The following is a 15,841-nucleotide window of genomic DNA, read 5'->3' as shown; positions in this document are numbered from 1 at the left end:
CTAATTATTATTCTGTGTTTAGACTACTTACTCTGCTCTAAAACTTTTTGAATATCATAATATGCTTTTTGCGGTTGATAATTCTCATTCCAAATACCAGTAGTTGTAGTCTTTTGATTACGAAAATGTGGGCCGTCAGTTATCGTCCAAGCATTCCATGACACCACACCTGTTTTACGATTGTTCAACAGTGTTTGCACAATATTGGCATAAGCCTTACCTACGAGTTCAGCTTGATATGCTTCATTTTTATTCAAGTGAATGTTGTTTTCTGTCACATGAAATTCAAAATTGTTGGCATGTGACCATTTAATCAACTGATCAAATGTATTAATCGCTTCACTATTAATGTCTGAAAATTCGGTATACTCTGCGCGAAAGTGTGCCTGCCAGCCAATGGCATCAACCCTTAAACCTAAAGTTCTTAAGTAGATCACTAACTCTTTCATTAATGCTATTGATTCTGGCGTTGTCATCCGATGTTGATTAATTACCATTTTTAAATTTGGCGCGTATTTATTCGCTTCAATAAATGATCTTACAATATATTTAGGTACACCAAGTTTTTTTAATAAAGGGAATTGCTCAGGAATATCAGTAATGAACCCCATAGTTGTCCATGGATTTTCCCACTCGGTAACACCTGGCTTAGGGCCAAACCATGTACCTTCTTCGGTGATCGTTTCGTTAACTACATCCAGCCACTTTACATGGGGTTCGTTATTATAACGTGCTGCCAATGCGCCCATAAATTCAATTAGGTTAGTCTCTAGCTCTACAGCCGTTCTTTTATCATTTTTTGCCCATTTGGAAACTTGTGGACTTATTGGTCCATGTATACGCACCAACTGATTATTTTGTTTAGCAACAGCAATCCAGTGATCTGGTTTCTGCCATTGCCATTTACCTGGAGCTGAGTGAATGTGCGACTGCTTATAAATATTGGCTGGAGTTATATAGCTAAATTCATCGTTTAGTAACTGCCCTTTCGGGCCAAACAATTCACCATATTGAATGGTGCCACCGATATATACATTTTCAGGATACTTATCAGCCACTATATCTTTATAACGTCTACCATCTGCTGGCTTTATATTATTCTCAGCAGGCGAACTTTCAGCTTGCGAAGGCATACCGCCTAATAACAAACTAGTAAATAATACGGCTTTAAAACTTTTCATTGATAACGCTTTGCTCATTTACTTATCGAGCCTAATGCTCGCTCCTTTTACACCATAAAATACAATATATAGATAACAAAAAACAGGCACAATAAATGCTAATTGAATGCCAATTAAATCTGCCAAAATCCCCTGAATCATTGGCACAATTGCTCCACCAGCAATTGCCAAACACATAATTCCTGAGCCTTGACTTGTAGACTTCCCTAAATCTTGAATCCCTAAACTAAAAATAGTAGGGAACATAATTGAGTTACATAAGCCAACTGATAAAATAGCCCACATTGCAAGTGTCCCCTCTCCTAGTACTGCAGTTAATACTAGGCACATGGCTGCCAGCGCATTAAACGTTAGAATTTTATTTGCTGCAATGTAGCGCATTAAAGCAGCGCCAACAAAGCGACCAACCATAGCGCCGCCCCAGTAGTAGGCAACGTAATTTGCAGCCTGAGATTGAGAAATTCCAGCGATATGATCTTCGCCTAAAAAGTTAATAATCAAGCTCCCAATTGCAACTTCAGCACCAACATAAACAAATATCCCCCCAGCGCCCAATAACAGGTGTGGGGTTTTCCAAATTGAGATTTTTCTTTCTAAGCTATGCTGCGGGTTATCAACTTCATTTCGATGTAAATTTGGCAGTTTCAGTGCGATAAAAATAATTGCTAAACTGAATAAAATACTGGCAACGACTAAGTAAGGATATTTGACAGAATTTGCCTGTTCGGTCTTTACCATGGCTTGCTCTGCTAAAGGTAATTGGGCAATTTCTTCAACGCCAAGTGCTACTGATGCCAAAATAAAGGCACCACCTACTAATGGTGCTATCGTTGTACCTAGTGAATTAAATGCTTGGGTTAATGTTAACCTACTCGATGCAGTTTTAACGGGGCCGAGTAAAGTTACATAGGGGTTTGCAGAAACTTGTAAAAAAGTAATTCCGGAAGCCAATACAAACAAGGCTAATAAAAACACAGGATAAGATTGTGTTGATGCAGCAGGGTAAAAAGTGAGGCAGCCTAGCCCAGCAATGAACAACCCAGTAACGATCCCCGATTTATAGCCTATTTTCTTTACAATATTCCCAGCTGGAATTGATACCAGAAAATAAGCACTAAAAAAACAAAATTGCACCAACATTGCTTGCGTGTAATTTAAATCAAATACATTTTTTAAATGTGGAATGAGTATGTCATTTAAGCAAGCAACAAAGCCCCACATAAAAAACAAAGATGTTAAAATAACTAACGTAAAATTATAGCTTAAGCCTTGTTCAACATTATTTTTGTTACTTAATTGACTCTTAGCATTCAAGTCAGACATAGAGAACCTTTTTTAGATATAGTCATATTGAATTGGTATTAAAGGTTTTATCATTTTACATTTCCTATCAAGAACTCAATTTAGTGAACACAACTAACACGGATAAATAATTTAGCTGTAGCACTATAGCGGAATTTTTTTGTGTAAATCAATATAAATTTATAATATGACACGCCTTATTGACAACGTTATCTATTTTACTGCATAGTTCACTAAAGAAGAATTAAAAAATTATTGAGTCATTGGCAAATGCTTAATGATTTTTATTAGGACGATAAAATTGAATAGTAAAGTTACAATTAGAGAAGTCGCCGCTTTGGCTGGTGTGTCAGTAAAAACTGTATCTAGGGTGCTGAATAAAGAGCCTAATGTTAGACCTATTATGCAAGATAAGGTTAACTCTGCAGTTGCCCAGTTAAACTTTAAACCGAACCCTCAGGCCAGAGGTTTAAGAGGCAACAAAACCTTTATACTCACCTTGCTATATTCTAACCCTAATCCTGATTATATACTCGAAATACAAAATGGGGCCATGGCGCAAGGAAATGCGGAAGGATATAATTTACAGATATTTCCTTGTGACCATAAAGATGAAAACATAATTGAAACTATAAGAACATTTCTAGATGCTTCACCACAAGATGGTGTAATTCTAACCTTGCCGCTTAGTGACAATCATCAATTAATTGAACTTCTAGAAAATAAAGACATTCCATATACGCGGATTTCACCACTTCACAGTGAACATAATTCACCATTTGTAGGTAGTGATGATCAAAAAGCAGCATATGATATGACTAAATACTTGATATCTTTAGGTCATACAGATATCGGTTTTATTAAGGGTCATCCTGATCACTCTGATACCGATAAAAGATATGCTGGCTATAAGCAAGCTCTTAAAGAATATAATATCTACCTAAACGAACAATTGATTAAGCAGGGGCTTTTTACTTTTGAATCAGGTGAAGATTGCGCAAGGCAACTACTTGCACAAGAACATAAACCTTCTGCAATTTTTGCTAGCAACGATTGCATGGCAGCAGGGGTATTAAAAGTATCCAAACAGCTTAACTTAGCCGTCCCCGCAGACCTTACCATTGCAGGTTATGATGATACCTCAGTATCACAGCAAGTATGGCCTGCAATTACCACAGTAAAACAACCAATTCATTTACTTGGCCAGATAGCAACACAAAAGCTTATTTGTAAAATAAAGCAAAATACTTGGGACGAAATAAAGTCGATATTTGAATGTGAGTTAGTTATCAGAGACTCCTCAAGCATTTGCAAAAATTAACGTATTATCAATAACTAACATCCATTGGAAAAATAATGAGTTTACAGTCAACATTCTTTAATCGTGCTCTAACAACGCTAGTTATTCTGATTAGTTTCAATACTTCTGCCTCAGGCGACAATATTACAAAAAATACGCGGCCAAACATCTTATTATTAGTTGCTGAAGATATGAGCTCTCATGTGAAAGCATTTGGTGATGACATAGCGATCACACCAAATATTGACGCATTAGCAGCTAAAAGCATCATGTATCCAAACTCTTTCACTACTGCCGGTGTTTGTGCGCCAAGTAGAACAGGATTAATTACTGGTGTTCATCAAGCAAGTATTGGTGGTCAACATATGCGCACTCGCGATTATAAAGAATCACTTTATCGCGCAGTGCCAAATGAAGAAATAAAAGCATTTCCAGAGCTATTACGAAAGAATGGTTATTACACTTATGTGTCTTCTAAATTAGATTATCAGTTTAGTGAAATAACCGCTCATTCTGGACCTTTCACGGTTTGGGATTACGAAGGTAGCAAACCTGACTGGAAAGGCAGAGAGCAAGATCAACCATTTTTTGGAATGTATCATTTTAACATCAGCCATGAAAGTGCCTTGTTTCCTGAAAAAGTTGCCAAGAATGTTGCCAAAGGCATTGTTAAACAAATTATAAAGCCTAAAGAAGTGAGTGTTCCTGCTTATTACCCTGACACCAAAATTGTTCGTGAAGCGTTAGCGCAAATTTATAACAATGTATCAGCAATGGATAGGCAAGTTGGTGCCATTTTAGACAGATTAAAAGCTGAAGGCTTGGCCGACAATACAATAATAATTTGGACTACCGATCACGGTGATGGCTTACCTCGAGGCAAACGTGAGATTTACGACAGTGGTATAAAAGTTCCTCTAGTTGTACATTGGCCTGAAAAATACCAACCTGAAGGTATCAGTGAAAATACCGTAAATCAGCAATTAATCAGTTTTGTCGATTTAGCACCTTCAATTTTAGCCATGGCTAATGTAGATGTACCTAGTTACATTCAAGGTTCAGCCTTATTAGCAGATAATGCACTAGCTAAACGTGAATATGTATTTGCTTCAAAAGATAGACTTGATGAACAATATTTTTATGAACGCGCCGTTCGAAGTAGTGAATTTAAGTACATTCGTAACTATTTACCGAATAAACCCGGAGGTACAAAATTAGCCTATCGCGAGCAGTTACCTATTATGGGCGAGTTATGGCGCACGTTTGAAAACGGTGAAATGAACGCAGCTCAAAAAGCTTGGTTTTTGCCAAGACCCAAAGAAGAATTGTACAACATAAAAAGCGATCCAGATGAAGTAAATAATCTTGCTAAAGATCCTGCACATCAGCAGCAATTAGCTAAAATGCGTGCTGCACTCACTACTTGGCAGCACAAAGTAAAAGACTACAGTAAATTAAAAGAAATTGACCAAGCAAATCTATTTTGGCCACAAGGTAAGCAACCTCTTACTCCTGAGCCAACAATTAGTATCAATAATGAAGGTTTAGTTGTACTAGCAAATAGCAATAATGGCGCATCACTTGGTTATCAAATAAATAGAGGAAAGTGGCGTGTTTACAATCAACCTTTTGCCGTTAAAAGTGGTGATACGGTAACAGCAAAGGCGATACGTTATGGCTGGCAAGAAAGCCAAGAAATCAATAAAAAATTAAGTAAGTAGAAAAGCAATGATGAATTTAAAACACCTTTTTATTACAACGGCTTTAATTGCCTTCGCAGCTATTACCCCGGCAATGGCGGCTAAAACAGTTGACTTAGCAAATGACAATATTCGTTATTTAGGTACAAACTACGTATATCATCAAAACAAGCAAGTTAGCTTTTCTCGCCATAACAAAGGAACTTTGGCAGTTCCAAAAATGAAGCTAGCTTTTAACCCTGAAAAAGCGCAAACCACATCTGGCATTGTTGTCAACTTAGCCACTAAAAGCCAAGAAATTAATTTTGAATTTATTCCTCTTCCCAAAGAGAACAGAGGTTCAGAATTTGCATTGTATGAAAATGATACCCTAGTAAAAACGTTTAAATTTAAGCGTAAAGATAAGAAATTTTTGCTCAATTACAAAAGCGATAACTCGCAATACAAAGAGTACCGTTTAACACTGCCAAGCTGGTCTAATGTTGCACTACAATCGATTACGTTAGATGATGACAGTGAAATATTAGCAATTAAAACACCTAGAAAAGCAAAATACGTAGCTATAGGTGACTCTATTACTCATGGTGTTGGACAAGGTTCTGCCACGCATTTGACTTACCCATACATTGTTTCACAAGCTCTTGATTTAGAACTATATAATATAGCTGTAGGAGGGGGTAAAACATCTATTCCAACTGCTGAAATGTTAAAAGATTTTGATGACATTAAGCTGATCACCTTACTAATTGGCTACAATGATTGGAACTCACCAAAAGCAGATGTAAAACAATACCAAAGCAACATTGATGAAATACTAAGCATCATCCGTAAATATCACCCTGAAACACAAATTTATTGTATAACACCGTTATTTACAAAAACTCAAAAAGCCAAGCATATAGACCAACCAATACAAGCTTACCGTCAAGCCGTAATTGATGTCGTGAAAGCAAAACAACTATCTGGCGACATTAATATTACTGTAATTGAGGGTGATGAAATTACTTCAGCGAAAAACTTACGCGAAGATAATCCTAAAGATCCAGTCCATTTAGGCGTTAATGGCGCTCGTATGTTGGCAGAAGAATTAACTAAGCTGATAAAGTAACTAGCAATTAAGCTGGTAAGTTCATTAACGAATTTATCAGCCATAAGCTCTTTTACAAAATCTTTACACGGTAATATACAACATCAATTGACACCGTTGTCAGAATCTGTATTCTATTTAACTATTAATAATAATTTTAAACTTACTGAGGCACAATGCGATCTCTAAAAATTTTATCTAACTTAGGTTTGACCATATTAACCGTTTTAGCAATAAGTATAACGATGCCTGTTTTCGCAATAGAACAACCTGTTGCCCAAGAAAAACCGAATGTATTGTTTATCATGATAGATGATATGCGCGTCACTTATGGCCCATACGCAAAGCAAGGTCCTAAAACTCCTAATATAGATAAACTTGCTAACACGGGCGTGGCATTTAATAGAGCTTACAGCAATATTCCAGTTTGTGGTGCATCGCGAGCAAGCCTGATGACTGGCATACGTGGTAGCAAAGACAGGTTTTTAGCTTTTAGCCCTGCCGACGTTGATACTCCTGATGCAATTAGCCTTGCTCAACACTTTAAAAGTAACGGATATACTACGGTAAGTTTAGGTAAAGTATTTAATAATCAAAATGATAAAAAAGACGGTTGGCATACAAATTGGCGCCCAGATGAAGCTCTAAAACTGAAAGGTAAAAATAACCAAAAGGCTAACCTTAAAATTCGCATGAATTATCAAACGGCTGAAGCTAACAAGGTATTTGATGACAATAAAAAAGGTCCAGCTTTTGAAATAGCTAACGTTGATGACTTCCAATATTTCAATGGTCAAATTGCAAAGCGTGCTACACAAGAACTTGAGACATTTAAGAAAAATAAACAACCATTCTTTATGGCTGTCGGTTTAAAAAAGCCACATTTACCTTTCAATTCTCCGCAGAAATATTGGGATATGTATAACCACGATGAGTTACCTGTAGCTACTAGCAATTCACTCGCCAAAGATGCTCCTAAAAACTCTAGCCATTCTTGGGGAGAGCTTCGTAGTTACTACGGTATGCCTAAAAAAGGTGCTATGCCTGCCGATTTAGCTAAACAATTAGTTCATGGTTATTTTGCTGCAACAAGCTATTCAGACGCTTTAGTTGGCCTAATAGTAGATACGTTAAGTGAACTAGAGTTAGATGAAAATACGATAATCGTACTTTGGGGAGATCATGGTTGGAGTTTAGGTGAACATGGCTTATGGGCGAAACACTCTGCCTACAGTGTAGCCAATCAAATACCATTAATATTCAATGGCCCTGCGCTTTTAACTGACAACAAAGTTGAAGGCATTGTTGAGTCTGTTGATATTTATCCAACATTAGTTGAACTCGCTAACCTTCCTAAAGTACAACAAGTAGATGGCGTAAGCTTAGTGCCGCAATTAACCACAAAAAACAGTAAAGGCAAAAACGAGATTTTCACTCGTTGGAAAAACTCAGATTCGATCAGAACCAACCGCTTTCATTATACAGAATGGCGCAATAAGCAAGATAAAGTAATCGCTCGTATGCTTTTTGATCATGACAATGATCCAGAAGAGTTGGTTAACGTTGCTGAACATAAAAAATATCAAAACGATGTAGAAAATCTAAGTGTGCAATTACAGCAACAAATCCACATCGCAAATAAATCATAATTTATACCGTTTCTGGAAAGTATCAATGAACTATAAACTAAAATTAATTGCCGCAGCCTTATTAAGCACCGGCACAATTGCATGTACCGACGTACAAACAAATTCAAACAGCACAGTACAAGCTACTCCGCTACAAAACAGGCTTGCGGGAGTAGAGCAAAAAGTTGAAAGCCTACTTGCACAGCTTACATTAGAAGAAAAGGTATCTCTTGTTCATGCCAATAGTAAATTTGCCATAGCATCTGTTGAGCGCTTAGGTATTCACGAAATGTGGATGAGTGACGGACCGCATGGCGTACGTAAAGAAGTATCTAGGGACAGCTGGAAATCTGCCGGTTGGACCGATGATCAGTCAACTTACTTGCCACCATTAACTACCGTTGCCGCAAGTTGGAACCCAGAAATGGCACAACTGCATGGTAATGTATTGGGTGCGGAAGCTAGACATCGTCGTAAAGATGTTATTTTAGGACCCGGTGTTAACTTAGCGCGCTTACCAACTTATGGCCGTAACTTTGAATACTTTGGTGAAGACCCGTATTTAGCGTCAGTTATGGTTATTCCAGAAATCAAAGCAATTCAAGCCAACGACGTTGCTGCAAACTTAAAGCATTACGCCCTAAATACGCAAGAGTTGAATCGTCAAAAAGTTGATGCTATTCCTGGTGAACGAGCCTTACGTGAAGTGTACCTGCCAGTATTTGAAGCCGGCGTTAAAGAGGCCGGAGTTTACACTATCATGGGTGCTTACAATAGTTTCCGTGGTACCAATGCCAACCAAAGTAAGTACTTGGTTAACGATATTCTAAAAGGTGAATGGGGCTTTGACGGTGTATTACTTACCGACTGGGACGTAAACATTAATACCTATGACGCTGCCATGAACGGTCTGGATATCGAAATGGGTACTCGCGCTGAAAGCTTTGATGATTACAAATTAGCTAAACCATTTTTGAAAATGCTGAAAGAAGGAAAAATTCCGGTAGCCGTTTTAGACGACAAAATTCGTCGTATTTTACGCGTGCAATTACGTATTGGCATGATGGATAAAAACCGTTTATCTGGTCAGCGTAACATTCCTGAACACAGAGAGGCTGCTCGTAAAATTGCCGAAGAAGGTATTGTATTACTGAAAAACGACGGTGTATTACCATTAGTAAAAGATGAACTTCAAAACATCTTAGTACTTGGTCCAAATACTGACAAAGAGCACGGTAAAGGCGGCGGCTCTTCACAAGTTAAATCACTTTACGAAATCAGCCCTCTAGAAGGTTTAAAAACTAAGCTTGGCGACGATGTAAATATTACTTTTTTACGCACCCGCTCTGATACTGGTATTCCTGCAATTGCTGGCGATTACATCATTAGGAGTAACCCTGGTACAGGCACACCAGCGTGGCAAGTATCTAATTGGAAAGAGAAAGCACGTAAAAATTGGAAACATTGGTCATGGGTGCCCGATTCAGCTTACACCGCTCCTGCGGATTCAAGCATGGAACATGTCACCATGAAGACCACGATTAAGCCTTTAGAATCAGGTGTTCATACCTTGAAACTAAGTGCTATTGGTGACTTTAGGTTAAAAGTTAATGGCAAAAAAATATTAACGCATTCAAGTGAAGATGGTAAGGAGTTTAACTACCCTCTTGAACTAAGTATTGATAAAGAATACAAGTTTGAACTTCAATACGATGGTAACCAAAACTTTGTTTTAGGTTGGGATGCCCCAAGCAGCTTATTTGCTAGCAAAGAAGAATACATTGCAGCGGCAAAAGCAGCTGATGCAGTTATTTACTTTGGCGGCTTAAGCCATGCTGATGATCGTGAGTCGCAAGACCGTGTAGATATGAAACTACCTAACGGCCAAGACACAGTTATTGCAAATTTATTAGCGGCAAACTCTGACACAGTGGTATTTTTAAATGCAGGTTCAGCCGTTGAAATGCCATGGGTAAACAATGCCAAAGCAATTATGTGGGGCTGGTACGGCGGTATGGAAGGCGGTCACGCTTATGCTGATGCGCTATTTGGTGATGTTAATCCTAGCGGTAAAATGCCAATCACCCTACCCGTTGCTTTAGAAGATACCGCTGCAATTGCACTGAACGACTACAACTCAAAAGAATCTTTCTATAAAGAAGGTGTATTTATAGGTTATCGTTGGTTTGAACAGCAAAATATTAAGCCTATCTTCCCATTTGGTCATGGCTTGTCTTACACTACGTTTAGTTATGATAACGTAGAACTTTCTTCTGCAAACATTTCTTCAGGTGAAGAAGTGGAAATTAAAGTTAAGGTAACAAATACAGGTAAAGTAGCCGGTAGTGAAATTGTACAATTATACCTAAATGACGTTGAAGCAAGTGTAGACCGTCCCGCTAAAGAATTAAAAGGTTTTTCTAAGGTTTGGTTAGAGCCAGGTGAAACTAAAACAGTAGCTATGACATTAAAGCAGCGCGATTTATCGTTTTGGGATGTAAACACTAATGATTGGCTAGCTGAAGCAGGACAATTTGATATTCTAATAGGTGCTTCACATACTGATATTAAATTAAATACCAGCTTTATGTATCAGTAAAATAGAAAATACTATTTTAATTCCAGTGCTTAAATAAGACACTAAAACATCAACACAGCGTTAATAAAAGCCAGTAAATGTTAATCATTTATTGGCTTTTTGTTATGCAAAAGTAATTCTGTAAAGATTTGTAAAGAATAAACTTGATAACGATGTCAAATATGGTAGATTAAGTTATGTACAAATATTAATACTCGCGATAAAAATAACTAATATGCGAATACGAATTAAAAATTCAGGGGAAAGAGATGAGTTACGGCAAAACCAATAAGACTAAACTTACAATGTTCAGCAAAGCATTCGGGTTAGCTTTGCTTTTACCTGTAGGGGCTAATGCAGCTATTGATGAAAACTTTCCATCTGAGGTCGATTTAGGTGGTAATTACTTAAATCATATAAACTCTACGACAGCAGGTAAAAACCTTGTTGTAAATCCATCTTTCGACCTGTGTAATACATTGTTAGAAGCTGCTGTCTATGTATTAATTAGCTCCGAACTAAATGGTTTAAAAGGCGATTGCACAAAAGACGTCACATGGTCTTGGAAAAATGGCATAAAAGGTGGAACTGGATATTACCCTGAATTGTCATACTATAATCCTCCGGGATATACGCGAGCTGATGATAAAGCAGGCACACAGAAGTATGTTGCTCGCGAGGGGAAAACAGCTGAATTAAGAGCCCCTATTGCTATAGAAAACTCTAGCAAACTTTACTTATCATATGTGTATCAAACAACGAGCAAAACAGCTGTATACCCAAGTGATAACCAAATAAAATTAATATTAGATTCCGGTGAAGTAATAGTTGAAACTTTACCTGATGACAATAGTAATGCTTGGGTCATTGGTAAATACATTCATGAGTTTTCAGAGCCATATACTGGAAATGTAAATATACATATTGTTTCTGGTGGTGTAGATAGGCTCGATAAAATAGCTTTTGATGATATATTTTTGTCAACAGAAGTAATTATTAACCCACCAGTTACTGATGACGACTTAGATGATGACGGCATATTAAATGACGAAGACGCTTTTGAAAACGATGCAGCCTTCTCAGTTGATACTGATGGTGATACCTACCCTAATGCTTACAACGATCCTTGTAACGAATTTTGTGAAGCAGACAAACTAACAACTACAAATACTATTGACGCATTTCCAGATGAAATAGGCGCTTTTACCGACTTAACGGGTAATGACTTGGCCGATCAATGTACTATCCCATTAACAGGTGTAGCACCAAATGAAATGTGTGGCACAATTCCTGTAGATTATGATAATGATGAAGATGGTTACAGTAATACAGAAGAAGGATTATTAGGAACAGATCCAAATGATGCTTTAGACTTCCCAGGTGATGTAGATGAAGATGGTATTGCCGATGGCGATGATGACCTGCCATTTAACGCCGCAGCATCTGTTGATAGCGATGGTGATGAGTATCCAGATTATTATAATGACCCATGTAATGAGTTTTGTTTAGCAGCATTAGAAAGCTCAAATCCGATTGATGCGTTTCCTGATGAAAGTATTGCAGCCCATGATCAAGACGGTGATAGCAATCCTACTCATGAAGGTTATACAGCTGCAACCGCAGATATGGTTGATAGATTCTTAACCGCTGACTGTAATGATGCAGCAATTAACCCAGACACCACCTTATTAAGTTGTGTTGACCCAACAACTGGTCGCACATTGAACATCGATGATGATATCGATGGTGATGGTGATTTAAATGCAGATGAATTAGTTGCGGGCACCGACCCGAAAGATGCTAACAGTAATTCAACAGATATTGACGGTGATGGCTGGAATAATGATGTTGATGAGTTTGAAGCACTACCACTATTTAGCCAGCCTGCAACAAACGTATTAACAGGCATTGGCGCAGATGCAAATGATATTGGCACTTTAGGTACAAGCGCTGGTGACGGTACGGTATGGTTTACGTGGAAACATAAGAATGTAACTTCATACTCAGTCACAATTGATGAAAATGAAGGACATAATGCACCCAATGCCTTTTTATTAGAAACAAGTGAAACTACAGCAGATCCTCAAAAGTTTGCATTAAGAAGTCCAACGTTAACCACTGTTGAAGGTCAACAGATAACTCATGTTCGACTTGCTGGCTGGGTTAAAATAGAAATGGAAGACAACGCAGAATTAACTCTATTGAAACCATCTCTTTTTAGTAAGTCACCATCGGGGAACTACTATAACCCGCAAATAAGTTTACATGAAAAATATAACAGTACAATTGACTGGACTTATTTTGAAATGGATTACGAGCTACCTGCCGGAACAAACTCGTTGCGTTTTGATTTAGCAATGAATCAAGCTCCTGGCGTAAAAGTTTGGTTTGACGATTTAGAACTAAATGTAATTAACGACATTGATTCAGATGGCGATGGCATTTCTAACGCGTCAGACAACAATGATGACAGTGTTGCTGAACTTGCAGATGAGACCCCAACATTACTTGATGGCGAAGACGATACACCTTTAGGTGATGATGCCCCAAATAGCGATAGTGACGCTATTCCAGATGACTACGATGACGACTACGATAACGATGGAGTTGCCAATCCTTTTGACAGTGATTTCAATCTGTTTATTAATCCAGATTTAACCGAAATTACAACAGCAACAGAAAGTACATTAACTGCCGTTGCATTCGATTTAGATGATGACATAACTTATGTTTGGACTATCAATGGTACAGTTGACGCTGAAACTGGAAATCAATTAGTTTTTGTCAATACTGATGATACTTCCGGTAGAGAATTTGTTGTCACAGTACAAGCCACCAGCGGCGATGAACCTTCAGCTGTAATTAGTAAAACGATTCAAATGCTTGGCGACATAAAAAATGCAGCACCAAGGTTCGGCCATACGATGGGAACAACGTTAGCATCAGACCGCATTTTTGATGTAAGCATAATAGATGATGATGGCGATGAGTTCACATTTTATTGGACGTTAAATGGTGAACAATTAGACAGCACAGAAACTACCATGACCTTATTATATGCTGATTATACTGAAGATGAAGAAGTTACTCTTTCAATAACAGCTACCGATGTTCATGGTAACGCCAACACCCAAGAATGGGTAGTTGTTATGGACAATGTCGATATTGATGAAGATGGCTATACAAATGAACAAGAAGAAGACGCAGGTAGTTCTCCAACTAACCCAGATTCAACTCCAGTTGATATAGATGGTGATGGTTATAGTAATGAAGAAGAAGAATCTGCAGGTACAGATCCATTAGATCCAGAAAGTAACCTAAGCGACCTAGATTTTGATGGGTGGGATAATGTTTATGATAGTTACCCAACTTCACCATTATTTAGTCAGCCGGCAACAAACGTATTAGCCGCTATTGGTGGAAATGCGAATATTAATTATGATATTCCAGCAGGAAAAGACGGTATGAAATGGTTTACCTGGTTCAAAGGTAATCCTGACTTTACGGCAAATGTAGATGAAACGGCTGGTAAAAATGCCCTTAATGCATTTTTGTTGCAACCAGGTGCAACAACGCCTGCAACTGACATTTTTCAGTTGAGGTCCCCAGAACTAACAGCAGTAACAGGCGAAAAAATCAATCATGTTAGAATTGCTGGTTGGGTTAAAATCGAAATACCAGAAAGCTCTGCTTTAACAAGATTAGAAGTGCAAGCCTGGGCTAAAAACACCACTATAGATAAGACTAAAACAAACGCACTTAAACTTCATGAGATGTTTACCAGTACAACTGATTGGACTTATTTTGAATTTGATGCGCAAATTGATGTAGATGGAGAAGGAAGTCCTGCGGATCTTTTGCGAGTACAAATAGTAATGAATCAAGATCCAGGAGTAAAAGTTTGGTTTGACGATTTAGAGCTAAATGTTATCAACGACATTGATTCAGATGGTGATGGTATTTTAAACGCGGTAAGCAACAATGATGATGGTGATTTAGAGCTCGATGGTGAAGATTTAACACCTGTTGGCGGAAATGCTGTCGACTTAGATGGCGATATGGTTATTGACGTTTATGATGACGATTTAGATAATGACGGTGTTCATAACGTATTTGACGACACATTTAACCCAGTAATTGCAGCATTAAACGTTACCGACGCAAACGATACAACCACGTTAACGGCGGTTGGTTACATTGATAACTCAGCAGCAATTGAATATGAGTGGAAAATAAACGGTGTAGTACAAGACGCAACAACTGATTCGATTAGCTTTGATAATTTATCAATAGAATACTCTGGTCGTACGTTCTCTATCGAGGTAGTAGCTGTAAGTGGTGAGTTAGCGTCTATGCCAACGAATACTCGAATTACAATTCCTGGTGAGAAACAAAATAGTGCACCTGTGGTTATATTTGAAGAGTTAACAGATGTTGGCAATGGTGATTTCGTTGTAACGGCTGCTATGACTGATTATGACCCTGAAGATGCCGATGCTATTACCTTCAAGTGGTTTGTAAATGGTGTTGAAGTAACAGACTATAACGAACTTACATTTACAGTTAACTTTGCGGATTTCTCTGCTGGTGAGGTAGTTGAAGTTGCTGTGGAAGTATCAGATCAGAAAGATACTGTAACGTATACTAAATTAGTACAGTTAAATAGCGCGCCAACATTCAGCTTCATTGAAGGTGAAACTATTACTAACGATGAAGAGCGCACTACTGAAATTTTACTTGAAGCAGCAGACATTGATGGAGATGAGTTAGAAGTTTCTTGGATGGTTGATGGTTACCCTGCTACAAACTCTAATGGCGAACATGTTACGGGCTTAAACTATAAGCTTAATCACTATGATTACCGTGTAGGTGCTACTGTAGAAATTGTTGTGACAATTACCGATGGCCTTTCAATCACAGAGAAAACATTGCAAGTTACCTTACCTGAAGCAGAACACTCTGCAGATGAACTTTACCCAGAAGGTAGTGGTGGTGGCGCAGCATATTGGTTAATGATGTTATTATCGTTTGGCTTCTTCGCTAGAAGAACTAAATAGTAGGGTTT

At 38.0% G+C, this 15,841-nt stretch carries 8 protein-coding genes; 6 read left to right on the top strand and 2 right to left on the bottom strand.

The genetic code is table 11. The features are described from left to right. Window positions 1-23: 23 nt before the first annotated feature. Window positions 24-1,181: an endo-1,4-beta-xylanase gene (locus tag RGQ13_RS03615; protein WP_348392196.1), complete on the bottom strand. Its 1,158-nt coding sequence runs from the start codon at window positions 1,179-1,181 to the stop codon at window positions 24-26. 18 nt (window positions 1,182-1,199) lie between these two features. After that, entirely contained in the window at window positions 1,200-2,504 is a 1,305-nt protein-coding gene (gene fucP / locus RGQ13_RS03610; protein WP_348392195.1) for an L-fucose:H+ symporter permease, read from the bottom strand. Window positions 2,505-2,784: 280 nt separating this feature from the next. Here fucP and RGQ13_RS03605 point away from each other — a divergent pair, with 280 nt between their 5' ends. From RGQ13_RS03605 to RGQ13_RS03580, 6 genes are all read left to right on the top strand, one after another. After that, entirely contained in the window at window positions 2,785-3,804 is a 1,020-nt protein-coding gene (locus RGQ13_RS03605; RefSeq protein WP_348392194.1) for a LacI family DNA-binding transcriptional regulator, read from the top strand. 35 nt (window positions 3,805-3,839) lie between these two features. After that, the gene (locus RGQ13_RS03600; RefSeq protein WP_348392193.1) at window positions 3,840-5,504 is read left to right on the top strand and encodes a sulfatase family protein; all 1,665 of its coding nucleotides are present in this window, start codon (window positions 3,840-3,842) and stop codon (window positions 5,502-5,504) included. Window positions 5,505-5,511: 7 nt separating this feature from the next. Then, complete coding sequence (locus RGQ13_RS03595; protein WP_348392192.1) at window positions 5,512-6,591, top strand: SGNH/GDSL hydrolase family protein; 1,080 nt, start codon at window positions 5,512-5,514, stop codon at window positions 6,589-6,591. A gap of 224 nt (window positions 6,592-6,815) precedes the next feature. Then, window positions 6,816-8,219 (top strand): sulfatase, encoded by a 1,404-nt coding sequence (locus RGQ13_RS03590; protein ID WP_348392191.1) that lies wholly within the window; start codon window positions 6,816-6,818, stop codon window positions 8,217-8,219. 25 nt (window positions 8,220-8,244) lie between these two features. Then, window positions 8,245-10,797 (top strand): beta-glucosidase, encoded by a 2,553-nt coding sequence (locus RGQ13_RS03585; protein ID WP_348392190.1) that lies wholly within the window; start codon window positions 8,245-8,247, stop codon window positions 10,795-10,797. Between the two features lie 248 nt (window positions 10,798-11,045). Next, window positions 11,046-15,833: a thrombospondin type 3 repeat-containing protein gene (locus RGQ13_RS03580; protein ID WP_348392189.1), complete on the top strand. Its 4,788-nt coding sequence runs from the start codon at window positions 11,046-11,048 to the stop codon at window positions 15,831-15,833. The last annotated feature ends 8 nt before the right edge of the window (window positions 15,834-15,841 follow it).

The sequence above is a fragment of the Thalassotalea psychrophila genome, assembly GCF_031583595.1.
GTDB classification, from domain to species: Bacteria; Pseudomonadota; Gammaproteobacteria; order Enterobacterales; family Alteromonadaceae; genus Thalassotalea_A; species Thalassotalea_A psychrophila.
This window is presented reverse-complemented; position numbering and strand designations above follow the sequence as displayed.